Below are 25,829 nucleotides of genomic sequence, written 5' to 3' on the forward strand. Positions count from 1 at the left end.
GACAAGCGCCAACGGATCTGCCCAACCGATGCGGATGACCGGTGCTCGGGCGATGAGGTCATCCATGGTGGCGAACCACTGCGGTATGAACTCCAGGCCAAGTCCTGCGAGCATCAACACTGCGACGGGAACGAACAGAAGAAGTACTTTGCGGGCTTGCTTGACCTCTTCGGCGGTCACCGTGCTGCTCACTTCAATATCTCCTGCAGACTGGGCACATCCAGTCCATCATCTCGCGCCCGATCTGATTGCTTTTATCCCGCAGCTTGCCAGCGATGGCGTCACGCAGATCTGACATCCAGGAGGCGCTCGTCTGGTTGATCTGATAGATCCCGTTCGCTGTCTTCTCGGGAATCATCTTCAGGGCCTCGATGACCCGACTTTTGACGTCATACTTGTTGTCGAGATAGTTGATGAACGTGGCAGCCACGAATCCCACGAGCACCATAGTCACCAACGGCGCGACCGCCGCTGTCGTGGCGACACCCACAGCTGCTGCGGCGGCGTAGCCGGCGAGTGCCCCGAGTCCACCTTTCACCGCCTCGACGCCGATGCTGCCAACGAGGTCGGCCATGGTTTTCTCGTCCTTGAAGAGGAAATCCGTCACCTCGATCGTGGACGAAACCACGATGCCCAGCACGAAGCCGCCCTTCGCCATACCTCGCAACCCCTTCATCCCCAGCCCGAACCTCATGACAGCCGGGTTCGATGCCAAGTACCGCGTCCCAGCAAGGAGTGGGCTTCTATGGGCAGGGAAGCCTTTCAGAATGATGTAGGTGCCCTTGGGTGTGGTCTTGATGTAGCTGGTTACACCAGCGATGCCCAGCGCCGTGAAAGTCTTGGTGACGGCAAACGCGTCAAGCGCGCTCTGCGCAGTTGGGGTGACCCAGGCCTCGTTGATGTTGGGGTACAGCGTTTTTCGCCAGTACTGCCCGAAGGCGGTCTTGTCCAGGATCTGACTTAGCGACTCCCGCAGCTTTGAATTCCCTTTGGACTTGTCGTGCAGGATGCCGATGTACTCGTCGACAGACAAGACCAGGACATCCGCCTGATTCTGATCCATGGAACGAGCAAGTTCCTGCGCGTAACCTACGGTGTAGAAGGTGCTCGCCAAAGCAGCGCCGCTCATAGTCTTTTCTCCCTTTCAGCCGGCTTCATTGTGCGGACGGCAGAAACGCGGCCGTAGTGTAAGCGTGCTGCGAAGTCAGGTTGACAGACGGTCGCGGCGCCCAGTCGCGAACCGCTCGCTATGTTGACGGCAAGGTGCAACGCGCATCTAACGAGGAGCGCTCGCGCCTTCGATGATGGGGCGAATGTTGAGGGTAGCGCCGTTTGCCGTTGCGGATGCCGGACTGATAGATACCGCGAAGGGACGGCCGCCGAACGCTACGGTGCGCTCGCCGGAGCTGTCTGCGGCCTCAGCGCCGAACAAGGCGTGGACTCGCGCGAAAACGGCGCTATAGAACTCGCCAGGAACTTCGAACACAGGTGCGCCCGACACATCAGCGCCCGAATGTACATATGAGCTAGTTGGGGGAGTCGGCGTAGGCAGGAACAGCTTGTGGTGCCCGGCTATTGCTGAGTCGTGCACGAGCTTGCTCGTAATGCGCGTCACGTACCCCCCGGTACGTCCGGGGTAAGTAGGGTCTTCCAACAGAGGCGGCCGCCCTTCAGCGGCTTCAGTCTTGCTGCTCACAAAAGCCTTCCCAGCGAAACATGGAACGGAACTCGACCGCCACATTCGGGCGGGCCCGGTCGCTCGGTCCCTTACCCAACGATATGGCAACAGTTGATCAATATCGCATGCCCGCTGCGTTGGAAGTCGCTGCAACACGTCCTTCAAGTAGGCATAGGGGTCGTGCCCGTTCAGCTTGGCCGTTTGGATCAAGCTCATGATGGCCGCGGCGCGCTGCCCCGCAAGCAGCGTCCCGGCAAAGAGCCAGTTCTTGCGCCCCGTGGCCCACGGCCTGATCTGCTGCTCGTCGAAATTGTTGTCGATGGGCAAGGCAGGGTCGCCCAGGTAACGCGTGAGCGCCGCCCAGCGGTGCAAGCTGTAGTCCATGGCCTTGGCGGTGGCTGAGCCATCAGGCACCTTCGGCCGGACCTCCAGCAACCACTTGTGCAGGGCCTGAGCGACCGCCGCCGCTCGCGTTCGTCGTTCTCGCAGGCGATCCTCTGCTACCAGGTCCTTCGCTTCCCGTTCGATGCCGTAGAGCTGCCCGATGAACTCGATGGCTGTGGCCGCCAAGGTGCTCTTGTTTGCCAGGTGCAGTTCCACGAACTTGCGGCGCGCGTGGGCCATGCAGCCCACCTCGGTGATGCCGCCGTCGAGAAACAGCGCCTTGTAGCCGGCGTAGTCGTCGCAAACGAGGCTGCCCATCCAGGCACCGTCGGTGCCGTGACCCAGGAACGTCCGCGGATGCTGGCCCGAGCGGCTCTCGGTGAAGTCGTAGACCACCGCGCGCATCTGCTCGAAAGCGCCGCTGGCGTAGGCCCAGAGATAAGCGCGATGGGTCTTGCCTGTGCCGGGCGCGAGCATCGCCACCGGCGTCTCGTCGGCGTGCAGCACCGGCAGCCGCAGCAGATCGGCCTTCATGGCGTCCACCAGAGGTTGTAGGCGCACACCGCACACGCCCACCCAGGCGGCCAGCGTCGAGCGCGGGATGGCGAGGCCAGCGCGCTCGAGGATCGCTTCCTGGCGGTAGAGCGGCAGATGGTCAGAGTGCTTGGCGACCAGCACATGGGCGAGCAGGCCCGAGGTGGGCAAGCCCTTGTCGATGATCTCCGCCGGCACGGGCGCCTGGGTCAGCGTGCGGCACTTCGCGCAGGCCCACTTGCCGCGCACATGGCGTTCTACGGTGAAGCTGCCAGGTGTGTAGTCCAGCTTCTCGCTGACGTCCTCGCCAATGCGCTTCATCTGGCAGCCGCAGGGGCACGTCGTGTCGCTGGGTTCGTGGTGCCGCTCCACGCGCGGCAGATGGGCGGGGAGCGCGGCGCGCTTGGGCCGCTCGGGCGCAGGCTCGGTCTCCTTGCGCTTGGCGGCCATCAGCTCGGCCAGTTGTGCTTCGAGCGCGGCAAGGTCAGCGTCGACCGCCTCGTCGAAGAGCGCCTTCTGCTCGGCGTCGAGTTGCTCGCTCTTCTTGCCGAACTTCACGCGGCGCAGCTGCGCCATCTCAAAGGTCAGCTTCTCGATCTTGGCGTCGCGCCACTCAATCTCGTGGCGGTCATGCGCCTGTCGATCCAAGAGTGCTCGCACCTTGGCGCCAATGTGCCCAAGCCCCGCGGCTTCCAGCGAGGCAAGGTCTTCGGCACTGAGGGGCGCGGCGACTGCCATGACGGCAGTGTGGGGCGAGCGCGGGCCACGCGCATCGGCGCGAGCACCGATTGCGTCACAGCAACCGGATCGCGCCGTCGTCTTCCACGCGCTGCCACGGCAGGCCCAGCACCAGGGCCTGCAGCTGGGGCTGGGTCAGCGGCATCTGCTCCAGCGTGACATCGCGCGGCCACACGAAACGGCCCTGGTTCAGGCGCCGCGCAGCCAGCCACACGCCAATGCCGTCATGTACGAGTACCTTCATGCGCGTGGCACGACGGTTGGCAAAGAGGTAGGCATGGTGCGGCCTGGCGGCGCCGAAGACCTCGACGACGCGGGCCAGGGCGGTCTCAGTGCCGGCGCGCATGTCAAGTGGCGCCGTCGCGAGCCATACGGCGTCGATGCGGATCAACGCAGCAGCTCGCGCATCCAGGCCGCGCACGCATCGGCGGCGGCAACTGGCCACGTCACCGCGACGGTGGTCGAGCCACGGCGGACCTCGATGCGGATTGGCTCACCGCTCGGCTCGGGCTGAGCGGACGGTGCTGGCATCGGCAGTGCGATGAAGCCGACGGGCTTGTCCCCGACGGCCACTGCGTCGACAGGCGGCTGAGCCCTCTCATGAACCCAGCGCCGAAGCAGGTTGGCGTTGATGCCGTGAGCCATCGCCACGGCGGCCATCGAGACGCCCGGCTGCTGCGAGGCTTGCACTGCCTGCGCCTTGAACTCGGCGCTGTGAACTCGCCGCCGCCGGCCTGGCGCTGCTTGGTCCATAGTGCGTACGTACCCATCAAGTCGTTGATGGATACGAGCATCCTAGGCACGGCTCAGCAGTTCAACATGACTTGCCAGGACGCTTACGCCGTAGTGACTAAGGACACGGGGCATCGGTTCGTCTACCGGTTTCGTCACTGGTCCCGCCACCCACTCTGAAGCGTCATCGTGAGGCCGTTACGCGCTGCCCGTTCAACAGCCGCCGCTTGTCCGCCGGATAGAGTCCCACCGCTCGCGGGCATCATCAGGATGCGGCAGCATTTCAGCGAAAGCGAATTTCCTCAACCGCAGCGCATTCGGGACTTGCTGCTCCTAAGCCAGAGCTTGGCGGCGGCGCCGCCAGAAGGCCCAGACGACGAACAAGCCGCTGACGAAGCCGAGGGCGAAGCCGGCCCAGCCGAGGATCCAGCCCTCACGCTCAATGTTGGCGTTCGGATTGGCCACGAGGATGAGCACCATGCCGCCGAACGCGAACGCCAACGGCACAGCGATGGACAGCAGTAGAAGGGCGAGCTTCTTCATGTGAAGTTCTGCAGTTCTCCCGAGCAAGAGCGGTACAAGCCACCCATGATTCAGCGCTCGATGCGATAACCGACTCGCCTTGTTCCTTACCTCGTTGACGACGCTGGCCAGATGCTAATCTGCGCAGCGTCAGTCCGGATCATCAAGCGGGGGTACCACTCAATGTGAGGCAGGCTGCCCGGCACCTCGTCCAGGGCGGCGCAAGCGCTTTGCCATCCCTGGCAAGTCTCTGGAAGCTGAACGAATCGAGGAGGTGCATCGAACTCCAACAGCAATGTGATCACAGTTCCACCGTAAACATCGAGCTTCATCGCCGCTGCATGGCTCAGGCATCGGACGTCCAGCATCTCCCGCTCGCCGCTGGACAAGTAGAGCAGTAGGCTTGGGCCTCTGGCCTCGACGCTTTGGATGGACGCCTCACCGGCGCACTCGTGCGCACGCGCAAGGACCATGGCGTTCAAGCGGTGGAAGAGGCTCATGATCCTCTCCGCGGCTCACACGGCGCGGAACTCTTCCCGACTACGCCCCTGAATCTCAAGATCAGCCAGCCACTTTGGCGCCCGACCTCGGCCGGACCAGGTCTCAGTCGGGTTGGCAGGATTGCGGTAACGCGCCGGCGCGGCCATGCGGCCTTGGCTGGCCGCTGGCAAGTACGGCTTCAGCGCCTCCGCACCTTCCGCGACGGTGAATCCTGCAGCTTCCAATTTCTTGGCAAACCCGTCCACCAAGACCTTCAGCTCTTCGCTCCGCTTTTCGGCGATCTGCCGCTCCAGCTGCTTGCTCAGATCGATCAACTGGGCATACGAGAGCTTAGTCACATCAACGTTCGACATGGGATTCATGGGGCAAGTTATGCGGTCGGTGATCGTACCTGTAGGATATTGCCACCGCCTCCCGTCCTCAGCGGATTGCGTGGGTTGCCCGAAGCGATCACGTCAGCCGCTTCAGCCCGCAGCCAGGGCCCCAATCTGCCCTGCGGACAAGGCGCCGAAAACAGACGAAAGTCCTGCAGTATCCCCTTGAAGTACGGATCTTCGGCGTACTGCGAGCGGCTGAGCCAGTTCAGCGCGGTCCGGCCAAGTTGTCACGGGGCGACCGCGAAGTGGTCACTGCTGTCCACGACAGCGCCATTGACGAACAACTTAGCGAGCGTTCCCGAAAGCGTCACCGCAAGATGCGTCCAAACGCCCATTCTCGGCCCGGGGGCGGCGAGGCTGCGCTCGGCGAAACGGTAGTTGGCTGTGATCGCGCACCTCCGGGTGGACCTTCCCGCACCGTCGTAATGAAGCATCAGCGCGAAATAGGCGATGTCGTTAGTGCCGAAGTCGAAGATGCGCTGGTCGCCCTTCGAGCCTTCTTCGGGGCGAGCCCACACGGCAACCGTGAAGTCGCCTATGTCGCCCAGCAGGCCCGCGGACAGTGCCAGGTGGCCACCGTGGAGGCGAGCAAAGTCTTAAGCTTCGACGCATTCTCACCAACCGTGCAGCTCAGAGGCCTCACCATGGCCATCAAAGTCGACGGCGGTGGACTCACGGGGACATCGCTGAATGCGCCCACCGACTACGTGCGCTGGCTTGGAGAACTCCGGGCAGGCATGCGTGGCTGATCCTGCGCCGGACTTCCTCAAGAGGTTGCGCGTCTTCCAGGCGTCAGACCGGCGCAGAGCCGGTGGACGGTGACACGCCCACGACGAGGTAGTTGAATTCGGGAGTCGCTTCGGGCTGGCCCTTCAAATGAAGGGCCATACCTCCAGGGTTCCATTCGTAGTCGTCCCAGTCCCACGAGGATGCGGCGTCGGATTGAACGACCACATAGGAGCCGTGGCGCAACCGCGCGGACGTGGCGCTGCCTCGAAAGTCCAGTCCGAGCTCAAACATGTGAATCAACGCGTTCTGGCGCCGCTTCATGACCGCGCCGACCGTCGCGGCCGCCAGGCTAGCAAGAGGCTTGAGCGCCGGCTGCGCAGTACTGAGCAGCGTGAGGCCGTGCTTGAACGCCGGGGTGTCCAGCGTCGCCAGCACAACATCGTCGGTGGAGTTGCGCACGTTCACCACGCGCCCCTTGAACGAGATGCCGTCGCTACCGACCGTCAGTCCCATGAAGATGGGCGCGCCGGCGATGCTGGGGCTGGTTCCATCCCGCGTGTCAAAGCGCAGCGCGAACGAGAGCTCCTCGGACTCACCGGCCACCTGGTTCTTACCGTTGAACTCACACAGCACCGTGTGCGTGCCCCAGCCTGGGTACTTGTAGACGAAGAACTTATCCAGAGTCACCTTGATCTGAGTGCCAATCAGGGCCTCATCAGCCGTGACGGCGGAGATACTTTGAATGCTTGTGGAGCCCGGAGCGGCGGGAATGAATCCCAGCACCATGCCCGTGCGAGCGTAGGGTCTAGCCTCCAGACCGAACGATTGACCACCTGCACCGCTCAGGAAGTGGGCGGCTTCCTCATCGTCCCCAATGTCTTGCAAATAGGCGGCGATCTGTGCGGGCGAGCGCGAGCCCAGCAAGTCCCCGATGTCGTAGTTGGACATGTGCATTCTTCCCCTGTTGTGAATCAGCGTTGGCGGGTCCGGGCGCGCTGGCGCACCTGTTGCTCGACCTCTGCGTACAGCGTGCTGCGCTGCTGCTGGGCCAATTCCAGCGTCACCGCCAGCGCGTAGGGCACCTGCTCCTCTTCGAAGCCTGCCTTGGCGGCTGCCTGAACGCAAATCACGATGCGACCGTTCGCCGGCATCTTCTTCTTGCCGTCTTGAACGATGTGGATGACCGTTCCGCGGTTGGCTGTGGTGATGTTGGGCTGAGGCTTGCCCGAGCGGTCCACGCCTGCCCAGAAGGCGCTGGCGTTGTCCTCGCCGCTGAGTTGCAAGACGACGGCTCGGTGATCGGTGGTGGTGTGCGTCGTCGGGCAGCTCCAGGACAGCGTCACGGTGCAGGACCGAATGTCCCGGTTGCCCACCATGGATGGCGGGACGGGCAGCACGTACGTATGACGCTCCGCGGCTTTGATCTTGTCATCGGCCAGCAGTGTGATACGGTTTTGGCCGCCGCGAACCACCCGACCTGTGTCGAGTTGACCATAGCCCAGGAAGCGAGTGATGGTGTTGCGCCTTGCGGACCAGAGCTTTGACTCCCGTGGCGGATACGCGGCGTGCAGCACGTCGCCCACGGGTCCCCAAGAAGCGCCATGAACCAGCAGGGTTCTGAGGATGACGGCGCGCGTGTCCAGGTCAGTCCAGTCAATCCCTTCTGTGCCGAACACTTCTTCGACGGCGTCGGCAATGAAGTGCGCCGCGCGCGTCACCAAGGCCGCAGCGTTGCTCGTGCCAGCCGTGCGCATCCGACGGTTCAGGGTGCCGGTTCTGGAGGGTGAGGCGACCTGTTGGCCGTAGTGTGCGCTGGGCTTGGCATGCACCTCGATCCCGCCTGCAATGTTGGCCACGCCTGCGGCGAAGCGCCCCCCGTGCTCGAGCACATCCGGCTTGACGCTCCGGTTGGCGCCAAGCCCCGTCGCCGATGCGAGGTTGCTCATCGCAAACGTCGGATACGGGTCGATCGGAGCGGCTGGGTCGATAGGCGCATGGTCCGCGTGGACCGCGCCAACTGTGAGCGCATTGACCGCCTCGGCCGGGGTGAGGAGGCCGCGCGTCCCCTTGGCCATCTCGATCGCACCCAGAATCGCGGCCTGGCGGGTATCAGGGTGATCAGCTGCGAAGGCCGCCAAGTTGGGGTAGGCGCTCACGGGGAAGCTGGAGGAAATGTTCCCCGCGCTGATCACGATCAGCAGCCTGTGCCGGTGCGCGAAGTAGTCAAGCAAGGTAGACCAAGGCGAAGGTCGCCGCACGAATGGCGCGAAGTCGTCGCAGATCGAGTGATTGATGACGACGACCTTCTCCAGCTCTGGCGAGTCACCATCGTTCATCGTGACGACAGCGCTGAGCGCGCGGTAGATGACACCGATGGGCAGCTTTCCGGCTGGCGTGGATTCCCGATGCGCGAGGGACGGTGCCACCAGCACCGGGATGACAGCAAGCGGGCGTTTCAGCGGCGTGCTCGCTGGGGACTCCAGATCGCCGTGAACGATCAGCGAGGCCATGGAAGTTCCGTGATTGCGCGTGATAGCCGGCGCATCCGCGGCCGTCACGTCCACCTCGGTGACGGTCAGGCGACCGTCGAGCAATTCGTGCCGCTCGATCGGATACCCATCTAGTAGCGCGGCGATGCAGGCTCGGTCGAGCTCCGGTTCGTCCGGCGCCCCCTGTGCCGCCTGGTCCTGATCGAGCTCGATCTTCGATTCGTAGGCCGACTGCGGACGAATCGTCATAACGTCGTTGAACTCGGCGATGCGACCTTGCCCTTGAGCCAGGCGCCGAGCGACCCGCGGGGGGACCTTGACAAGCGCACCTTGATAGCTGATCTCTGCGATGTCCACAGCATCAAGCAGCTCGCCGCCAACTTCTTCCAGCATCTCCTGCAACGTCTGCAGGGACTGGTCGCGCCGCTCGGCTTCCGTGCGGTACCAAAGATCGAGCTCGATGACGACATCGACGCCCGGCCGGTCCTCGAGTGCGCTATTCACGTAGAGCGAGAGCGTGGGATCCAGGCGGTCTTCGACGGACCAAACGCGCAGACCGTGTAGGTAATCAAACAGTTTCCAAAGCGACTTGTGGTCGTCGTCGGGCGGCTGCTGACCCTTCTCGTAGCGCTTCCACTGGCGAAGCAACTTGCCCAGCGCGCGCTCGGTGGGCATCGTCAAATACAGCCGCTGTACGGGCTGTTTGGCCGGATCCCTGGTCTGAACTGCCTCGGCTTCTTCCAGCCCATCGTCATCCGGCTGGGCGACTTCAGTGGCGAGCCACTCCAGGCCCAGCGCCTGCGCGGCGAGATTGAACTGCGGAACGTCGCCGAGCAGCTCGAAGACTAGGCAGCGCTCGGGAACCACAGCTCGTGGATCGACTGCGACGTTAACGCCCTGCGCGTATGCCGTCAGCCCCTTCTGTGCTTCTTCGAAGACCTGTCCGAGGCGCTGCGCCTGGCGGTCGTATGGAATCCTGGCCGGAAACCTAGGTTTCCTGTTGCCCTTCAGCCTTGGTCCTGCGCTTGCGCGCTTTAGACGGACTATTGGATAGTCTGTCGGCATTGCCGTCCTCCCTGCTCACTGTTGTGTTTGCAAGGATGTTACTTCTCCTCATCACTAGGCGAATGGCTTCAGCGGGCTGGAGTTTGCTTCTGGACAACACAAGCTTGCGGCGGACATCAAGCGTGAAGCCCTCCACAGCGGCCATGCTCTGGCCGTGCATATAGTCGGCGAATTCGCGTGCCGTGATTCCAGCGGGTCCCGGGAGGGACGCTTCGAAGTTGTGAAACCACTGGATGAGCTGCTCGGGGCCCGGCTTGTTGATCTCCAACTTGATCTCAAAGCGACGCCAGACGGCGCGGTCAAGAAGCTCAGGATGATTGGTCGCGCACACAATGAGAGTGTGACTGGGCAGGCGGTCCATCTGGACCAGAAGCGACGAGACCACGCGCTTGATCTCGCCGGTTTCTTGGGCATCGCTGCGTTCCTTACCGACCGCATCGAACTCATCAAAGAAGAGCACGCACGGCGTGTCGGTGGCGTAGTCGATCAGACGGCGCAACCGGTTGGACGTCTCGCCCAGGTAGCTGTCCACGATGGCGTCATAGCGGATGGACAAGAGCGGAAGCGACAGCTCCGTGGCCAGCGCTTCCGCCAGACTCGTCTTACCATTGCCCGGCGGGCCCAGAAGGAGCAACGTGTGGCGAGGCTCCAGCGAGTGCGAGCGCAGCAGAGCGGACTGAGAGAACTCATCGATGAACTCTTCGATCACCTCGACGACGTCTGGAGCCAAGACGAGCTCGGAGAGGCGTCGCTGCGCGGGTATCTCATGAACCAGTTCAGCTACGCGCTCGGGCAATTGGCCCACGGCCGACTGTGGGCGACCCCGTAGGGTCGGCTCCAGCCCGGGCAAGAGCGCTTGAGCGGCTTTGGCAGAGCTGCGGCGCGACTCGTTGATGATCGCTTTCATCGTCTGCTGCAATGCATTCCGGTCGCTTTTAGCCACAGTCATACCTTCCACCTTCCCCCGCATTTTTGTTCCGGCATTCCAGGTCTGCCTTCAGCCCGCGCTTTTCAGCAACTGAGCTTCGTACGCGCTCACCAGCGCCAAGAGGCCTTCGCAGGTCTTCTTAATCTGCTTCAACTCTCGCTCATTAGGCAATCCCGGAGCCTCGTTGAAGCTTGCCGCTCGCACAGGCGCCTTATCTGCAACAAGAGTTGCGGTTTTCTGCACTTCCCGCGCAAGAGCCGCGCGATAGCTCGCCCTCGTGTTCCCATGTGCCCGGCCGGTTTGACAGAAGCGCCACAGCTTGGATCGCTCGAGGCCCAACCTCCGGGCAGCGCCGCCTGGCGTGAGGCCATTCGCCTCGATGTAGTTCTGAATCGCGGCCTGCAACTCTGAATCGCGTTCGCACTTGGGCATCTCACGCAGCAACATTGATTGTAGAACTTCGCTAAGCATAAATCGCATCAATCGCAACCGCAACGTCTTCGTTGCGTATACGGCATATGTTGCATTTCAGCCGGGATGCCCGCCAGTGCCGTGTTCCCCCGTAGAGCCCCCCGGATAGCCTCCTGCCAAAAATGGACGTGGGACGCGACCACAGCTTCATGCAGGAAAGTCGAATTTGCGCCCGGCGTGCGCCCGGCGGTCCCGTCTGGCCGCCCACAGCGACTCACACGCGGGAAGGAGGACAGACTCAACGCTCCGTCAAGCCTCACTTATCACGCAGTTCCAGTGCCTCAATCCGATTGGGCAAGATGGCCGTGACGCGCAGGCCGCCTCGCTCACGGCGCGACACCGAAAGCGACCCGCCATGCGCTTTGCAGATTGCTTCCGCGATGGCCAGGCCGAGCCCCGATCCGCCCGACCCCCTGGATCGGGACTGATCCGCGCGCCAGAACCGGTCGAGCAGGCGCGGTAGATCCTCCTCGGCGACGCCCGGTCCGCGGTCGGCCACGATCACCTCCACCGCTTCGTCCGCGGCCACCGCGCGGATCTCGAGAACGCCGCCCGAGGCGGCGTGCCTCAACACGTTCTCCATCAAGACCAGCACCACCTGACCGACGCGATCACGGTCACCGTGGACGGTCAGTTCACCCTCAAAGACCACCGTCGGCCGGACGCCCGCGTCCTTCATCGCGATGTCCAGCCACGACAGACGCTCGCGGACCAGGTCGGCGAGGTTGAACGGCTCGTGCTCCAGGCGAAGCTGACCAGCAAGGGCGAGGGACAACAGCCGCAGGTCATCGACCAGTCGGTTGATCTGCTCGAGTTGGCGGTAGACCATCGCCAGCTGGGCCGCGTCGCGCGGAAACACGTCGTCCAGCATGCCCTGCACCCGGCCCATCGCGGCATTGAGCGGTGTGCGCAATTCATGCGCCAGCATGGCGCCGGACTCGCTCAACTCGCGGTCGTACTGCGCCAACTTCGCTGTCATGTCATTGAAGTCTTCGGTCAGCTCGACCATCTCGCGCGGTGGTGTTCCCTGCACCTTAGCGCGGACGCGGAAGTCCCCTCCCGCGACACGTCGGGCGGAGCTCGCCACCTGACCGAACTGCCGGGACAAGTTCCTCGAGGCGAGAACGCCGAACAGCACCAGGAACGGGACCTCACAAGCCACCAGCGCACCGACCATGAGCCAGTCGGGATTGGCAAGTCCCGGAATGAACTGCTCGATCGAATAGTGCTGCTGCGCCAAGGACCACAATCGCTCCTCGTTGCCTTTCGGGTGCTCGCGCAGGCGCAGGATCTCCTCGCGCGCTGCCGGCGGCACGCGACCCAGGATCACCCGATCCTGAAGGTGGAAGTACGCCCACATGCCGGCCGCGACTGCAATGACAGCGCCGATGGCCAGTGCGCTCATGCGCAATCCCATCCACAGCCACAGCGGCATGGGTCCGCCGCGGATCCAGAGCAGGCGCTTGAGCTTGCGCGTTGCCATCATTGAAAGCGGTAGCCGACGGCCCGCACCGTGACCAGCACGCCGGTGATGCCCTGCTGCTCCAGCTTGCGGCGCAGGTTGTGGACATGCGTGTCGACCACGCGCTCGAGCGCGTCGCTGTCCGGAAGACAGGCCTCCAGCAGCTCGCTCCTCGTGAAGGCCTTGAACGGCGTCCTCAGCAGCGTCACCAGCAGATTGAACTCCGTGGGCGTGAGGTCGAGCACCTGAGGCGCGCCGCCGTCCGAGGCATCAACGGTGGCGACCACGGCATCGGCATCGACACTCAGCCGGCCGTGGCGCAACGGGCCATCGACGGCCCGCGCCGGCGACGAGCGCCGCAGCACGGCATGCACCCGCGCAACGACCTCCTTGGGGCTGTAGGGCTTGACTACATAGTCGTCGGCGCCGTAGCGCAGCGCGCCAAGCTTGTCGGGTTCGTCACCGACGGCGGTGACCATGATGACGGGGGTGTCGCCCGCGCGCCTGAGGCTGGAGAGCACCTCGATGCCGCTGAGCCGCGGCAGCATCACGTCGAGGAGCACGATGTCGGGCCGCCACTGGCCATGCAGCTGCACAGCACTCTGGCCGTCATGGGCCAGCATCACGGCGAAGCCGTCCTTGCGCAGGTAGGCCTCCAGAATGCTGGCGCTGTCCAGGTCGTCCTCGACGACCAGCACTTTCTTGTCGTTCATCACGATAGGTGTCAGCGACTTCGGGAAAGGAAAAGCACCGCGACAACGCGGCAAGGCCGGCCGCCGGCGTGACAGGCACGGCGTCCGGAAACGGCCTTGACGAAATCTTGATGATTCGCCAAAGCCGTCTTGAAACTGCGGAGCGACGCTTCGGGTCATGGACACCCTTGAGCGTTCGCGCATGATTCCACACTCCGCCCCTCGGCCCGGGCGTCACCTCCGGCGGACGGCGATGGCCGGCCTCCTGAGCGCGCTCGCGGTCGCCGGCTGCTCCTTCGCTCCTCCCGCCCAGCGCCCCGAGATGCGCATGCCTGCCCGCTTGTCCGGCGACGGGATTCCAGTGAGCGGGCAGCCTCGCCCGGACGTGGCGCTCACACCGCAGGAACGTGATTTCATCAGCGCGCTTGCGCCCGATCGCGATCTGGCCTCGCTCGTTGCCTGGGCGCTGGCGGCCAACACCGACCACCGACTGGCACTGCTCCAGGTCGAGCAGTCCCGGGCTCAGTACCGCGTGCAGCAGGCAGACCGGTGGCCCACCGTCGGCCTCTCGGCGACCCAGACGCGGCAGCGTTTCGACAGCGCGGAGCGGGACGGGCGATATGGCCAGAAGCTGGTCTCGGCCACCGTCGGCATCAGCGACTTCGAGTTGGACCTCTTCGGGCGCCTGAAGTCGCTGTCGGACGCGGCGCGCGAGCGCTACCTCGCGTCGTCCCAAGGACAGCAGGCGGTTCGAGGCGCGCTGGTCGCGGAGGTGCTGCGGCTTTACATCCTCGAGCGCAGTGCAGCGCAGGCGCTGGGCGTGACATCCGAACTCCGTATCCAGACTGCGGAGCTGCTGTCGATCGGGCAACGCCAACGATCGGTAGGTTTGGCCTCGGACAACGACGTCGATCGCCTTCGAGCGCAGGACGACCGGGCGGCCATCGCCGAGGCACAGGCGCGGGAAGCGCGTCTCGGCGCGCTGCGTGCGTTGAAGCTGGTGGCTGGCGTGGACGTCACGCCGGCCGGACCGCTGGAGCCGCTCGCCCGCGTGCCGAGCCCCCCCGGAGCTCTGCGTGACTTGGACTCACGGCTGCTCCTCCAGCGCCCGGACGTGCAGCAGGCCGAATCCGAACTGCGAGCCGCACACGCCGACATCGGCGCCGCACGAGCGGCGTTCTTCCCTTCGGTCCGCCTCAGCACAGGCATCGGCACGGCCAGCGAAGGCCTGCGTGGCCTATTCGGCGTAGGCAGCGGCGTCTGGAGCTTCATCCCGCAGTTGACGCTGCCGCTGTTCGATCACGGTCGCCGTCAGGCCGAGCTGGATCTCGCCCAGGCACGGCGAGAAGCCAGCGTCATCGGTTACGAACAGGCAGTCCAACACGCATTCCGAGAGGTGCTCGAGGCCCTCGACGCCCAGGCCACCGTGCGTGAAGCGGAACGCCGTCAAGCCGATCAGGACGATCGCGTGCAGCGTCGCATGCAGCGCGCAACCGCGCGCGCCGAGGCCGGCTGGGTCGACCGCGCCGATCTGCTGGCCGAGCGCATCGCAGCCCAGCAGTCAGCGCTGGCCCGCCTCGAGTCGCAACGCGACCTCGCGTTGAACCGGGTGGCGCTGTTCCGTGCCTTCTACGGCGTCTCGCTGCCCGCGTCCGTCGCCTCCCTTTGAACCTCGTGCTGATGCGCCCGGCGCGTCAGTGGCACACATCCCCGGAGTCCATATGCCTCATCGTCCTCATTGCGTTTCCCTCGTTCTTTCGCGCACAAGCGTGGCACTCGTCGCATCGATGGCCGCTACGGGCGCCGCTATCGCAGCCGATGGCCAGTCAAGCTCCTCGCTGCTCGGCGACAAGACCGAGGTCACCGTCGGTGCCGCCGCCCAAGTCGCGCCACGCTACGCCGGCGCCAACCGCACGAGATTGCAGCCGGTCCCGGTGCTGGTCGTTCAGCGCGGCGTGCTCTTCCTCGACACGACGCGCGGCGTCGGTGTGCAGTTCCAGACCGATTGGGGGCTGTATGGCTCCCAGTCGATGTTCTACGACCTCGGACGGTTGCAGCGCGACAGCGACTGGCGTCCCGGCGACCGCCGCCTGGCCGGCATGGGTGACGTACGTGGATCGCTGACCACGCGCAGCTTGCTCGTGCAGGACCTGGGTCATGGCCTCTCCGCGAGCATCGAAGCGGAGTTCGCCTTGCGCGACGGCGCGCGGCGTAACCGCTATCGCACCGGCGTCGAGTACGAAGTGCTGAACGCCGGTCGCGAGCGCATGACGCTGGACGTCGACGCCCTGTGGGGCGATCGCCGCTACAACCAGGCGTACTTCGGCGTCACGCCATCGCAGGCGGCCAGCAGCCGCTTCGCCGCGTTCAAGACCGGTGGTGGCCTGTACGCCGGCAGCGTGGCGGCCACCTGGGAACACCGCTTCGACGCGCATTGGACCGGGTCGCTGGAGCTGCGCGGCACGCACTACGTCGACAACGCGGCGCACAGCCCGGTGGTCGAGCGCCGCAATCCCGTGTCGGCCGCCCTGGCCGCCACCTACACCTATTGATTCGAGCCGCGTGGAGCTTCCCTTGAGTACCGGAACCCTCATTCGCGCCGCGAGCGCCTGCCTGGTCGCCCTGGCCGGCGCGATGCTTGCCGGCTGTGATCGCGAGCACACCGCGCCGCCCATCCCGCCGCGCGTCGTGAAGCTGGAAACCGTCGGCATGATCGCCGGTGGTGACGCAACCCGCTTTGTCGCCACGGTGCGGCAGGAGCAACGCGCCGACCTGGCGTTTGAAGGCGGCGGCCGCATCGCGATGATGACCGTCGATGTCGGCGATCGAGTGCGCCGGGGACAGTTGCTGGCACGCCTGGACCAGGCACCGATCCAACTGAAGCTCCGCCAGGCTGAAGCGCAGGTGCGCGCCGCCGCTGCGCAATGGCGTGAGCGCGACAGCCAATGGCGGCAGCAACAGGCGATGTTCACCGATGGCTCGGCATCGCGCGCGACGCTGACGTCGGCCGAAGCGGCGCTCGATGCCGCGGCGTCTCAGAGGCAAACCGCGGAGGCCGAGCTCGCGCTGGCCCAGCGTGCGTTGCGCCAGAGCGAGATCCGGGCCCCCTTCGACGCCAGCGTGGTCGCGCGCCTGGCGCAACCCCAGGGCGATGCGGCGGCCGGCCAGCCGGTGCTGCAGCTCGAAGGCGTCGGCCGCCTCCAGGCGGTGGCCGTGCTGCCCGCCGAGGTCGTCAGCCGGCTGCAACCGGGCAGTGTGATACGTGCTCGCCGATCCGGGGTCGCCGATCCCCTGTCCTTGCGGCTGCGCGGCGTGTCCTCGCGACTCGACGCCGGTGGCAGTGCGCAAGCGATCCTGGACCTCCAGGGGCCGGCGCCCGCGCTGCGCAGCGGCGACAGCTTGTTGCTCGACCTCATCGAGGGGCCGGCCGGCGCGCTGACGGTGCCGCTGTCGGCCGTCGTCGCCGAGACTCGTGGTGGCAACGCCGCCGTCTTCATCTACCACGCAACTGCCGGGCGCGTCACGCGCCGCCCGGTCACCCTCGGCACGATCTCGGGTGAGCGGTTCGCCGTCCATGCCGGCTTGAAGCCCGGCGACCAGGTCGTGGCGGCCGGGGCGGCCTTCCTGAGCGACGGGCAGGCGGTTCAGCCGTTGGCTACGGAATCGCGCCTTGCCACGGGAGGTGCGCAGTGAAGCTCACGCATTCCGCCCTGCAAGCGAGTCGGCTGACGCTGTTTACCGCGGTGCTGCTCTTGCTCGCCGGCATCGCCACCTTCCTCGACTTCCCGTCGCAGGAGGAGCCCTCCGTCACCGTGCGCGACGCGCTGGTCTCGGTCGCCTTTCCGGGCATGCCCAGCGAGCAAGTCGAGCAGTTGCTCGCCAAGCCGACGGAAGAGCGGCTGCGCGAGATCGGCGATCTCAAGAAGATCGTCACCACCGTGCGCCCGGGCAGCGCCGTTCTGCAACTCTCCGCCTACGACCGGGTCACCGACCTCCCGGCACTCTGGCAGCGCGTCCGCGCCAAGGCCAGTGAAGCCGCCGCCAATCTGCCGGCCGGAGCGGTGGGACCGTTCGTCGAGGACGACTTCGGCCGCGTCGCCGTCGCCTCGATCGCCGTCACCGCGCCGGGCTTCGGCATGAGCGAGATGCGCGAGCCGCTGCGCCGGATGCGCGAACAGCTCTACGCGCTCCCGGGTGTCGAGCATGTGGCGCTTTATGGCCTGCGCGAAGACCGCGTCTATGTGGACTTCGACCGCGCGCGGCTGATCGAGGCCGGTGTGACCCCAGCGGCGATCGCGCAGCAGCTGCAGGCACAGAACGTCATCACGCCAGGTGGACTGATCTCAGCCTCCGGCCTCGCGATGACGGTCGCGACCTCGGGAGAAATCCGCGGAATCGAAGACCTGCGCAGCTTCCTTGTCGCGGTGCCGGCGGCTTCGGGAACTCGGCAGATTCCCCTGGGCCAACTGGCTCGCATTCAGGTCCTGCCGGCCGATCCGCCGGAGAGCGCCGCGGTCTACCAGGGCCAGCCAGCCGTCGTTGTGGCGGTGTCGATGGCCCAGGGACGCAACATCGCTGCCTTCGGGAAGGCGTTGAGGGTGAAGCTGGAAGAGACCCAGCGCTTGCTGCCGGTGGGCTTCGAACAGCATGTGGTCACCTTCCAGGCTGACGTCGTCGAGCGCGAGATGGGGAAGATGCATCACGTCATGGGCGAGACGGTGGTCATCGTCATGGCCGTGGTGATGCTGTTCCTGGGCTGGCGCACCGGACTCATCGTGGGCGCGATCGTGCCGCTCACCATCCTCGGCGCGCTGATCGCCATGCGCGCGCTCGGCGTGGAGCTGCAGACGGTGTCGATCGCGGCGATCATCCTGGCGCTGGGCCTGCTGGTCGATAACGGCATCGTCATCGCCGAGGACATTGAACGCCGCTTGGTCGCGGGCGAGGAACGCCGCCACGCCTGCATCGAGGCCGGCCGCACGCTCGCGGTTCCGCTGCTCAGCTCGTCGCTGGTCATCGTGCTGGCCTTCTCCCCCTTCTTCTTCGGCCAGACCGCCACCAATGAGTACCTGCGCTCGCTCGCGATCGTGCTGGCGGTGACGCTGCTCGGATCGTGGGGGCTCAGCCTCACCGTCACGCCGCTGCTTTGCTTGTACTTCGCCCATGTGCCGGCGACCCACGGCGCATCGGACGGCGCCGCGGACGAGCCTCGCGAGTCGCGCTTCTATCGTGGCTACCGCGCCGTGATCGCGCGCGTGCTCGATCACAAAGCGCTGTTCATCGGCAGCATGGTCGCGCTGCTCCTCGCGGCAGGAGCGGTGCTGTGGCACATCCCCTACGATTTCCTGCCGAAGTCGGATCGGCTGCAGTTCCAGATGCCGGTGACCCTGCAGCCGGGCAGCGACTCCCGCCAAACGCTGCGCACGGTCGAAGCGATGAGCCGCTGGCTGGCCGACCGCAGCGCCAATCCAGAGGTGGTGGACAGCATCGGCTACGTGGCCGACGGCGGTCCACGCATCGTCCTCGGGCTGAATCCGCCGCTGCCGGCAGCCAACATGGCGTACTTCACCGTCAGCGTACGCCCTGGTGCCCAGATCGACGAGGTGATCGACCGTGCCAAGCGCTACATGCGGCTTCATTTCCCTGAAGTGCGGGCGGAGCCCAAGCGCTTCTCGCTGGGCAGCACGGAGTCTGGTGTCGCGGTCTACCGCGTCTGCGGTCCGGACGAGGCGGTGCTCAGGCGCATCGGTGGCGAGATCCAGGCAGCGCTGGCTTCGGTGCCGGGCAGCGTCGATGTCTACGATGACTGGATGACGCGCGTTCCGCGGCGCGTGATCCAGGTGGATCAGGCCCGCGCCAGGCAGGCGGGAATCTCCAGTGACGACATCGCTCGGGCTCTGCAGATGCGCTATGACGGGGTGGCCGCCTCGGTGATCCACGACAACGGTGTCTCGGCGCCCATCGTGCTGCGCGGTGGCGCTTCCGAACGCGCCACCGACGGCACCCCCGCCGACACGCTGGTGTATCCATCGACCGGCAGCACGCCGGTGCCCCTGTCGGCAATCGCCAAGGTCTCCAGCGACACCGAGCCGTCAACGCTGGTGCGTCGAAATCTCGTACGCACGCTGACCGTGACGGGTCACAACCCGGCCAGAACCACCAGCGAGCTCGTGCAGGCGCTGGCGCCGCGTATCGCCGCGATCTCGCTGCCGCCGGGCTACCGCATCGAACTGGGGGGAGAGATCGAGGACTCGGCCGAAGCCAATCAGGCGCTGCTGGAGTTCATGCCGCATGCGCTGATCGCGATCCTCCTGCTCTTCATCTGGCAGTTCAACTCGTTCCGCAAGCTGTTCATCATCGTTGCCAGCGTGCCATTTGTGCTGATCGGCGCGACGCTCGCGCTGCTTCTCACCGGTTACCCGTTTGGCTTCATGGCGACCTTTGGCCTGCTGGCGCTCGGCGGGATCATCGTCAACAACGCGGTCCTCTTGCTGGAGCGCATCGAAGCTGAACGCGCCGCCGGCCTGGAGCGGCGCGAGGCGGTGATCGCCGCAGCCGTCAAGCGGCTGCGGCCCATCGTGATGACGAAGCTGACCTGCATCGTCGGCCTGATCCCGCTGATGCTGTTCGCCGGCCCCCTGTGGACGGGCATGGCGATCACGATGATCGGAGGGCTCGCGCTGGGCACGCTGGTGACGCTGGGACTGATTCCGTCGCTGTATGACTTGCTGTTTGCAAGCACAAGCAGGAAGTTGGCCGATGCAAACCCGTCCGCCGGCTGAGGCCCGCCTAGGCGTCGCCGAAGCGGAAGCACGAGTAGACCTTGCCTCCGATGAGTTCCCGGAACGTTCCTTTGCCGGGCTCGTCAAGGCCTGCTCCGGCAGCCACCATCAGAGGCAACAGGTGCTCGGGGCGAGGATGACAGCGCATGCCGCTGGGAGCCATGGTCCAGTCTGCCAGACGCCGGCGCCGCTCGGGTCCGTCACTGGCCACGGTGTCATGGAGCCAGTCGTCAAACTGTATGGAGGCGGTCGGCTGGCCATCCCAGATGTGGCGCAGTCCGTGATAGCTGCTGCCGCTTCCGATGATGAGGACCCCTTCGTCGCGCAACGGGGCGATTGCTCTTCCGACGGCGAGGTGGTGTTCCGCATCGAGCCTGCCATCCAGCGACATCATGACCACCGGCAGTTCTGCGGCCGGGTCGATCTTGAGCATGGGAACGAATACACCGTGGTCGTAACCGCGCTCAGCGTTTTCCGCCGCCTCGATGCCGCTGGCATGTAGGAGCTGCAGTGCTCGCCGCGCCACTTCCGGAGATCCAGCTGCCGGGTAGTTCAGCTGGTAGGCCTGCGATGGAAACCCCTGGTAGTCGAAGAGCATGCCGGGAGACGCGGCCGTGCTGAGCGTTGGCGAATAGGCCTCCCAATGAGCCGAGACGACCAGGACCGCCTTCGGGCGGACAGACAGGGTGCCGAGCAGTTCCTCGAAATGCCTGGCCAGGCCGTCATAGGCGCCGCGGCCAAAAGGCAACGGCAGGTCCACCCAGAAGCAGGGGCCTGCACCGTGGGTCAGAAAGAACGTAGGCTGGCGCATTTGGTTATCCCAGGAAAGACCAGATCGAGCCGCGTCGCATCGGGCGCAGCGCGAGGGGACCGTCGCCAAGCAGCGATAGAACGATCAGAGCCAGCGCCCAGAGCGCTGGGAACTCCCAGCCGCCTCCCGGATTGGAGAACACGAAGCCATGCTTGCCATGCTCCATGACAATGGTTCCCATGAGCTCACCTGCCAGGGGCAGGCAAATGAGGGGCGCGTAGATGCCGAGCACAAGGCAAAGTCCTCCGGCGACCTCCAGCGCGAGCGTCGCGTACGCGAAGACGGCAGGCAACCCAAGCGAAGCGAAGTAGCCGAGGAAGCCTGGCATCGTGAACACGAACACCTTGATTGCCGCGTGAGCGAGAAACAGCAGGCCTAGCCCGATGCGAAGCAGCAGCGTTGCATAGAGGGTGGCGTTGGGGACGGAACGGGTAGCGATCACTTTTTCCATGTCGGAACACTCCTAATTTTCAAGTTGATGCTATGCGGCAAGACGATCTCCGCGAACAGCCAACTCTGCTCATGCACCGCGCAGGATTGAACAAGCGTCGCAGCTGCGGCCGATCGACAATCTCGGCGCTGCTCCATCCAACCAGGCCCCACCATGGACAATATTGACTGGAACGATCTCCGATACGTCGTGGCGGTCGCCCGCGAGGGCTCGGCGGCCGCGGCGGCTCGCACGATGAGCGTCTCTCACGCGACCGTGTTGCGGCGCGTTGCTGCGATCGAGCAAGGCATCGGCGCGGCGCTGTTCGACCGCCTGCCCACCGGCTATGTGCCCAGTGAAATCGGGCGGACCCTGGTGGAGGTCGGTGAATCGTTCGAGCGGGCGCTCATCGATACCCACCGACGCATTGAAGCCAGAACCGCCGAGCTCAGCGGCGTCGTGCGGCTAACCACCACCGACAGCCTGGCGCATTGCGTCGTTCCCACGCTGCTGACCGGCCTGCACGCCCGATATCCGGCAATGGTCGTTGAGCTGGTCATCACCAACAGCCGGCTCGATCTGGCCCGGCGCGATGCGGACGTCGCGCTGCGGCCGACCACGGTGCCGCCGGAGAACTGGGTCGGCATGAGGCTGGCGCACAACGACTTCGGCCTGTTCGCGGCGCCGGGCTTCCTCGCGGAGCGCGCCGAGATGTCCTGGGCGGACTATGAGTGGGTCATGCCCGACGGCGAAAGCGGCGGAAACCCTATCAGCACCTGGCTACGAAGTCAGGTGCCATCGGCACGGGTCGTCGCCACCGCCAATTCCTTCCTCGCGTTGCGCGAACTGGCAGTCAAAGGCCTGGGCGCGGCACCCCTACCGATGTTCATGGCCGGCTCCGACCTGAAAGCCATCGCGCCAGTGCCTCGCACCGCGACCGGCGACCTCTGGGTGCTGACGCATCCCGACATGCGCCGGTCGGCACGCATTCAGGCCTTCATGGAACACATCGCCGCCGGCGTGCGAGCCATGCGACGGACGATCGAGTCGGAACTGAACGCTTGAGCTTGCACGCCCGGACGCACTGGTCTCACCTTGCCTGATCGGCCCGGGCGTCTCGCAGGAACGCCTGGGAGGCGTAGCTCCTTTCGATGGCCTCGGCGCCGCTCTCCACCAATGCATCCACATCGCCGGGGTCCAGGCGCAGGCGGGTTGGAATAGTACTCAGGCGCGACGCCTTGCTCGGCTCCAGGTCGTCAAAAGAGATACGCGTCACTTCAAAACGAACGTCATCGCAGCGCCAGCCCGGCTTCTGCTGAACAAGGGCGTCCACACGCTCGGCCGGCAGCGTGCACCGGTATCGAACGATGGCGGCCTCCCACGCCTTGATCTCGGCGAGAAAGCTGTCGTAACTCAGGCGAGCGTTGGTGTCGATGGCCGCGTCGATCGAGGCCGACGCCACGTCGACCGCGTTTGGCCCCGCGATGCTTTGATTCCATCGCACATCGGGGCGGCGACCGCTGTCCACGACGATGAACAGCAGCCTGCGCACTCGCAAGGCGTCTCGTTCGGTCCAAGGGCCATAGGGTGTGCCCAGCAGGATCCGCATTTGGTGGAGGCTGGTCAGTCCGAGGTTGTCACTGATCCCGCCATCGACGAGCTTCAGATATCGCCCGGCGCCGCGATCGCGCGCACTCTTCACTGCCGACAGCAGGGCCTTGCTCAGCAAGGACGGGTCGGACGACGCCGCGTGCTGATCGACCCAGGCCGGCAAAGCCTCGGCGCAGCGCTCGGGGAAGTTCTCGAGCACGACAGGAGAGAAGACGAGCGGGACCGCCATCGATGCCGCCACCGCCTCGGACAAGGGATAAGTCGCGATGTCGCTGCACATCGCCTCCAGCGTCCGCTCCTGGAAGGGGAACGCGATGCGCTGCTCGAGATTGGTGGCGTTGATCCAGATCAGCGGCTTGCCCCGCTTGTACATGTCGCCAAAAGTCGCGTCGCCGAACACCTGTCCTTCCAGCCATTCCTTCAGGTCCTCGCGGGCGTTCAATCCTCCGGACCACAGCCGCCAGAGATTCAGCGGGTTGAACAGGCTCAGGCGCAGTGTCGCCTCGCCGTCGCCGTCCTTCAGGAGTTGCTGGAATTTGAGCAGTCCCTCCTTGCCATGCAGCCCGTAATAGGCCGAGGTGAGGGATCCCCCGGACACACTCGTGATGAACGAGAGCCGGTCCAGCAACGAGCTGCGCTCGTCGAGCGCCTGGCGATCCAGGCCTTGGAGAATGCCCAGTGAGAAGGCCGCGGCCCGGATACCGCCACCGGAGAACGAGACGGCGACAGAAACGTCGTCCAGCACGTCGGTCGGCTCGTGTGGCTGCTGGCGAGCCTCGGGCGGCCGCGCCGGCAGGGGCTGGTTGCGCGGCAGGTTGTACGGGCCCGCTGCGCAGCCCGCCAGCGCGGCTGCGAGCACCATCAAGCACAGTTGCGACGCGCTCGGCCCTCTCATTTGCGGTCGTACCGGTGCTGGGCGACGAACTGCCGCACGTCAGGGCTTCAGGGCGCTGTCCGGGATATTCGGGGCGTCGGTGAAGGTCGACACCACCACTGCCATCACGGTGGAGTGCGTGAAGGCATCGACAGCCGCCAGCTCGTTGCCCCACTTGGCAATCAGTCGGGGTGTCACCTTGTCGGCGATCTCCTTGAACCAGATCGACTGCGCGAGCCAGAGATTGCCGGGCTCGGCCTTGCTGGGATCGAACGGCGTGGCGGCGATCGTCTCCTTGGTCCAGTTCCACAGATCCAAGAAGAAGGCCCGCGATACCTCAACGTCATGACGGTTGCCGATCCGGTAAGCATGCCCGGCCAGGAAGACGTCGAAGTCCAGCGCCAGCAGCGCGTCATACGATTTGAGAAGGCCGGGGATGTGGTCGGCGTTGCCCCAACCCAGATATGGCGCCCATCCAGGAGCGAAGAGGTCGGTCATCATCGCGATCCTCTGCTCGGGGATGTAGACGATGATGTTGCCGGTCTCGTGATTGGGCCCGGGATAAATGAGCTGGAAATGCGTACCGCCGACCTTGAGGTCGTAGCGTGCGCCAGAGAACGTCAGCGTCGGAATGGGCCGCTTCGGGTCCGGGTAGACACGCATCAACTCGGCGGTAAGGGCGTGGGCAACGATCTTTGCACCCGGAAAAGCGCTCGCACCACCTGCATGGTCAGCGTGATCGTGCGTCAGGATGACGTGCGTCACCGGCTTGTCCGTCACGGACTTGATCGCCTTGACCAGCTTGTCAGCCAGCACCGGCGGAGCGTCAACCACCACGACGCCGGTCTTCGTGACAAAGAAGTTGGCCTGGACCACGCCGGACATCACGACGTAGCCGTTGGTGCCCACTCGTTGCAGCCGATAGCCTTCCGCCGGTTCAGCGACAGGCTTTGCCTGCTCAGGCAGCGGCAGGAAGTCGAACGGTTCCTTAGCAAGCGCCGAAGTCGCGGTGGCACCGCCGAGGCAGAGAAGCGTGACCCCGAACCCGAGCGTCTTCGCTAGCAGCCATTTGCGCAAAGTGTGGAGAGATCCCATGTTGCTTTTCATCGAGTTGAAGTGCGGAGGGTCGGCCCGGTCCAAAGGGCCCCATGCCCCAAAAGCGCCGCAGGGGCCGACCAGGTTCATCACTGCATGGACCAGCCGTGACTGACCACGACGGATTGGCCGGTCAACGCGTTGCTCCGGAAGCTTGCGAGCATCAAGGCGACGTCGGCGACGTCATCGACCGTCGTGAACTCGCCGTCCACCGTCTCCTTGAGCATCACGTTCTTCACGACGTCGGCTTCGCTGATTCCCAATGCCTTGGCCTGCTCAGGAATCTGCTTGTCCACCAGCGGCGTGCGCACGAACCCGGGGCAGATGACGTTGGCGCGGATTCCATGCGGACCGCCTTCCTTGGCCACGACCTTGGACAGGCCGATCAGGCCGTGCTTGGCCGTGACGTAGGCGGACTTAAGCAAGGACGCCTCCTTCGAATGCACGCTGCCCATGTAGATGACGCTGCCGCCGCCGCGCTTGAGCATGTGCGGCCATGCGGCTTGCGTCGTCAGGAACGCGCCGTCCAGGTGGATGGCGAGCATCTTCTTCCACTCGGCGTAGGGGTACTCCGCGATCGGGTGCACGATCTGGATGCCGGCATTGCTGACCAGCACGTCGACCCCACCCCAGGCGTGCGCGACCTCGTCGATGGCGGAGCGAACCTGCAGTTCGCTGCTCACGTCCATCATGACCGCCATGGCCTCGGCGCCTCCCGCAATGCATTCGTCGGCGACGGCTTGCGCGGCGCTGAGCTTCAGATCGGCGATCGCCACCTTCGCGCCCGCTCTCGCATAGCGCAACGCGATCTCCCGACCGATGCCGCTTGCCGCTCCGGTGACGATGCAGATCTTGTCCTTCAGATTCATGAAATCCTCTTTGTCGGTTGAGTGCCGGGCTGATGGGACTGCCCGAAGTCGCCAT

24 protein-coding genes and 1 pseudogene are annotated in these 25,829 nt (G+C 65.1%); 6 read left to right on the forward strand and 19 right to left on the reverse strand.

The annotated features are described in order from the left end of the window. The 8 genes and pseudogenes from ACTJKJ_RS26590 to ACTJKJ_RS26625 form a co-directional block, all read right to left on the reverse strand. The coding region (locus ACTJKJ_RS26590; RefSeq protein WP_440823129.1) for a hypothetical protein at nucleotides 1-192 on the reverse strand (192 nt) is incomplete at its 3' end. A 1-nt stretch (nucleotide 193) separates the two neighbouring features. Then, on the reverse strand, nucleotides 194-1,129 hold the full coding sequence (locus ACTJKJ_RS26595) for a hypothetical protein (RefSeq protein ID WP_440823131.1): 936 nt from the start codon (nucleotides 1,127-1,129) through the stop codon (nucleotides 194-196). A gap of 639 nt (nucleotides 1,130-1,768) precedes the next feature. After that, a pseudogene (gene tnpC, locus ACTJKJ_RS26600) lies at nucleotides 1,769-3,334 on the reverse strand (IS66 family transposase); the annotation flags it as partial. 55 nt (nucleotides 3,335-3,389) lie between these two features. Continuing rightward, the gene (gene tnpB, locus ACTJKJ_RS26605) at nucleotides 3,390-3,779 is read right to left on the reverse strand and encodes an IS66 family insertion sequence element accessory protein TnpB (protein ID WP_440823133.1); all 390 of its coding nucleotides are present in this window, start codon (nucleotides 3,777-3,779) and stop codon (nucleotides 3,390-3,392) included. Next, entirely contained in the window at nucleotides 3,722-4,087 is a 366-nt protein-coding gene (tnpA, locus tag ACTJKJ_RS26610) for an IS66-like element accessory protein TnpA (RefSeq protein ID WP_440823135.1), read from the reverse strand. The genes tnpB and tnpA overlap by 58 nt, the downstream gene beginning before the upstream one ends. Before the next feature lie 312 nt (nucleotides 4,088-4,399). Continuing rightward, nucleotides 4,400-4,609: a hypothetical protein gene (locus ACTJKJ_RS26615; RefSeq protein ID WP_440823137.1), complete on the reverse strand. Its 210-nt coding sequence runs from the start codon at nucleotides 4,607-4,609 to the stop codon at nucleotides 4,400-4,402. A gap of 494 nt (nucleotides 4,610-5,103) precedes the next feature. Then, on the reverse strand, nucleotides 5,104-5,451 hold the full coding sequence (locus tag ACTJKJ_RS26620; protein WP_440823139.1) for an H-NS histone family protein: 348 nt from the start codon (nucleotides 5,449-5,451) through the stop codon (nucleotides 5,104-5,106). 242 nt (nucleotides 5,452-5,693) lie between these two features. Continuing rightward, on the reverse strand, nucleotides 5,694-5,984 hold the full coding sequence (locus ACTJKJ_RS26625) for a LamG-like jellyroll fold domain-containing protein (RefSeq protein WP_440823141.1): 291 nt from the start codon (nucleotides 5,982-5,984) through the stop codon (nucleotides 5,694-5,696). Here ACTJKJ_RS26625 and ACTJKJ_RS26630 point away from each other — a divergent pair. Next, on the forward strand, nucleotides 5,892-6,215 hold the full coding sequence (locus tag ACTJKJ_RS26630) for a hypothetical protein (protein WP_440823198.1): 324 nt from the start codon (nucleotides 5,892-5,894) through the stop codon (nucleotides 6,213-6,215). The genes ACTJKJ_RS26625 and ACTJKJ_RS26630 overlap by 93 nt on opposite strands. Before the next feature lie 43 nt (nucleotides 6,216-6,258). Here the strand turns inward: ACTJKJ_RS26630 and ACTJKJ_RS26635 are convergent, their stop codons facing one another. The 6 genes from ACTJKJ_RS26635 to ACTJKJ_RS26660 all read right to left on the reverse strand — a co-directional run bounded on the left by ACTJKJ_RS26635 (nucleotide 6,259) and on the right by ACTJKJ_RS26660 (nucleotide 13,323). Next, entirely contained in the window at nucleotides 6,259-7,143 is an 885-nt protein-coding gene (locus tag ACTJKJ_RS26635) for a hypothetical protein (RefSeq protein WP_440823143.1), read from the reverse strand. Between the two features lie 23 nt (nucleotides 7,144-7,166). After that, nucleotides 7,167-9,749, reverse strand: coding sequence for a S8 family peptidase (locus ACTJKJ_RS26640; RefSeq protein WP_440823145.1), 2,583 nt, complete (start codon nucleotides 9,747-9,749; stop codon nucleotides 7,167-7,169). Beyond that, nucleotides 9,673-10,698, reverse strand: a complete 1,026-nt coding sequence (locus tag ACTJKJ_RS26645) for an AAA family ATPase (protein ID WP_440823147.1) — start codon at nucleotides 10,696-10,698, stop codon at nucleotides 9,673-9,675. Before ACTJKJ_RS26645 ends, ACTJKJ_RS26640 begins: the two co-directional genes overlap by 77 nt. A 48-nt stretch (nucleotides 10,699-10,746) precedes the next feature. Beyond that, nucleotides 10,747-11,148, reverse strand: coding sequence for a hypothetical protein (locus ACTJKJ_RS26650; RefSeq protein WP_440823149.1), 402 nt, complete (start codon nucleotides 11,146-11,148; stop codon nucleotides 10,747-10,749). Between the two features lie 256 nt (nucleotides 11,149-11,404). Next, the gene (locus ACTJKJ_RS26655) at nucleotides 11,405-12,631 is read right to left on the reverse strand and encodes a sensor histidine kinase (protein ID WP_440823151.1); all 1,227 of its coding nucleotides are present in this window, start codon (nucleotides 12,629-12,631) and stop codon (nucleotides 11,405-11,407) included. After that, the gene (locus ACTJKJ_RS26660; RefSeq protein WP_440823153.1) at nucleotides 12,631-13,323 is read right to left on the reverse strand and encodes a response regulator; all 693 of its coding nucleotides are present in this window, start codon (nucleotides 13,321-13,323) and stop codon (nucleotides 12,631-12,633) included. Before ACTJKJ_RS26660 ends, ACTJKJ_RS26655 begins: the two co-directional genes overlap by 1 nt. Nucleotides 13,324-13,555: 232 nt before the next feature. Between ACTJKJ_RS26660 and ACTJKJ_RS26665 the strand changes: the two genes are divergently transcribed. The 4 genes from ACTJKJ_RS26665 to ACTJKJ_RS26680 all read left to right on the forward strand — a co-directional run bounded on the left by ACTJKJ_RS26665 (nucleotide 13,556) and on the right by ACTJKJ_RS26680 (nucleotide 20,084). Further along, the gene (locus tag ACTJKJ_RS26665; RefSeq protein WP_440823155.1) at nucleotides 13,556-14,971 is read left to right on the forward strand and encodes an efflux transporter outer membrane subunit; all 1,416 of its coding nucleotides are present in this window, start codon (nucleotides 13,556-13,558) and stop codon (nucleotides 14,969-14,971) included. A 100-nt stretch (nucleotides 14,972-15,071) separates the two neighbouring features. Further along, nucleotides 15,072-15,854, forward strand: coding sequence for a MipA/OmpV family protein (locus ACTJKJ_RS26670; RefSeq protein ID WP_440823157.1), 783 nt, complete (start codon nucleotides 15,072-15,074; stop codon nucleotides 15,852-15,854). Between the two features lie 22 nt (nucleotides 15,855-15,876). Then, a complete protein-coding gene (locus tag ACTJKJ_RS26675; protein WP_440823159.1) occupies nucleotides 15,877-16,995 on the forward strand; it encodes an efflux RND transporter periplasmic adaptor subunit in 1,119 nt (372 codons plus the stop codon). Beyond that, nucleotides 16,992-20,084 (forward strand): efflux RND transporter permease subunit, encoded by a 3,093-nt coding sequence (locus tag ACTJKJ_RS26680; RefSeq protein ID WP_440823161.1) that lies wholly within the window; start codon nucleotides 16,992-16,994, stop codon nucleotides 20,082-20,084. Before ACTJKJ_RS26675 ends, ACTJKJ_RS26680 begins: the two co-directional genes overlap by 4 nt. Nucleotides 20,085-20,091: 7 nt before the next feature. Here ACTJKJ_RS26680 and ACTJKJ_RS26685 read toward each other — a convergent pair whose 3' ends face one another. Together ACTJKJ_RS26685 and ACTJKJ_RS26690 are read right to left on the reverse strand one after the other, a co-directional pair. Next, the gene (locus tag ACTJKJ_RS26685) at nucleotides 20,092-20,895 is read right to left on the reverse strand and encodes a DODA-type extradiol aromatic ring-opening family dioxygenase (protein ID WP_440823163.1); all 804 of its coding nucleotides are present in this window, start codon (nucleotides 20,893-20,895) and stop codon (nucleotides 20,092-20,094) included. 4 nt (nucleotides 20,896-20,899) lie between these two features. Continuing rightward, complete coding sequence (locus tag ACTJKJ_RS26690; protein WP_440823164.1) at nucleotides 20,900-21,346, reverse strand: DoxX family protein; 447 nt, start codon at nucleotides 21,344-21,346, stop codon at nucleotides 20,900-20,902. Nucleotides 21,347-21,499: 153 nt separating this feature from the next. Between ACTJKJ_RS26690 and ACTJKJ_RS26695 the strand changes: the two genes are divergently transcribed. Continuing rightward, a complete protein-coding gene (locus ACTJKJ_RS26695; RefSeq protein WP_440823166.1) occupies nucleotides 21,500-22,390 on the forward strand; it encodes a LysR family transcriptional regulator in 891 nt (296 codons plus the stop codon). Between the two features lie 25 nt (nucleotides 22,391-22,415). Here the strand turns inward: ACTJKJ_RS26695 and ACTJKJ_RS26700 are convergent, their stop codons facing one another. The 3 genes from ACTJKJ_RS26700 to ACTJKJ_RS26710 form a co-directional block, all read right to left on the reverse strand. After that, entirely contained in the window at nucleotides 22,416-23,798 is a 1,383-nt protein-coding gene (locus tag ACTJKJ_RS26700) for a patatin-like phospholipase family protein (RefSeq protein WP_440823168.1), read from the reverse strand. Nucleotides 23,799-23,870: 72 nt separating this feature from the next. Continuing rightward, nucleotides 23,871-24,995, reverse strand: coding sequence for an MBL fold metallo-hydrolase (locus tag ACTJKJ_RS26705; protein ID WP_440823170.1), 1,125 nt, complete (start codon nucleotides 24,993-24,995; stop codon nucleotides 23,871-23,873). Beyond that, nucleotides 24,995-25,774, reverse strand: coding sequence for a 3-hydroxybutyrate dehydrogenase (locus ACTJKJ_RS26710; RefSeq protein WP_440823171.1), 780 nt, complete (start codon nucleotides 25,772-25,774; stop codon nucleotides 24,995-24,997). Before ACTJKJ_RS26710 ends, ACTJKJ_RS26705 begins: the two co-directional genes overlap by 1 nt. Nucleotides 25,775-25,829 lie beyond the last annotated feature (55 nt).

This window comes from Roseateles sp. 22389, from assembly GCF_052044995.1.
Lineage (GTDB): Bacteria > Pseudomonadota > Gammaproteobacteria > Burkholderiales > Burkholderiaceae_C > Roseateles.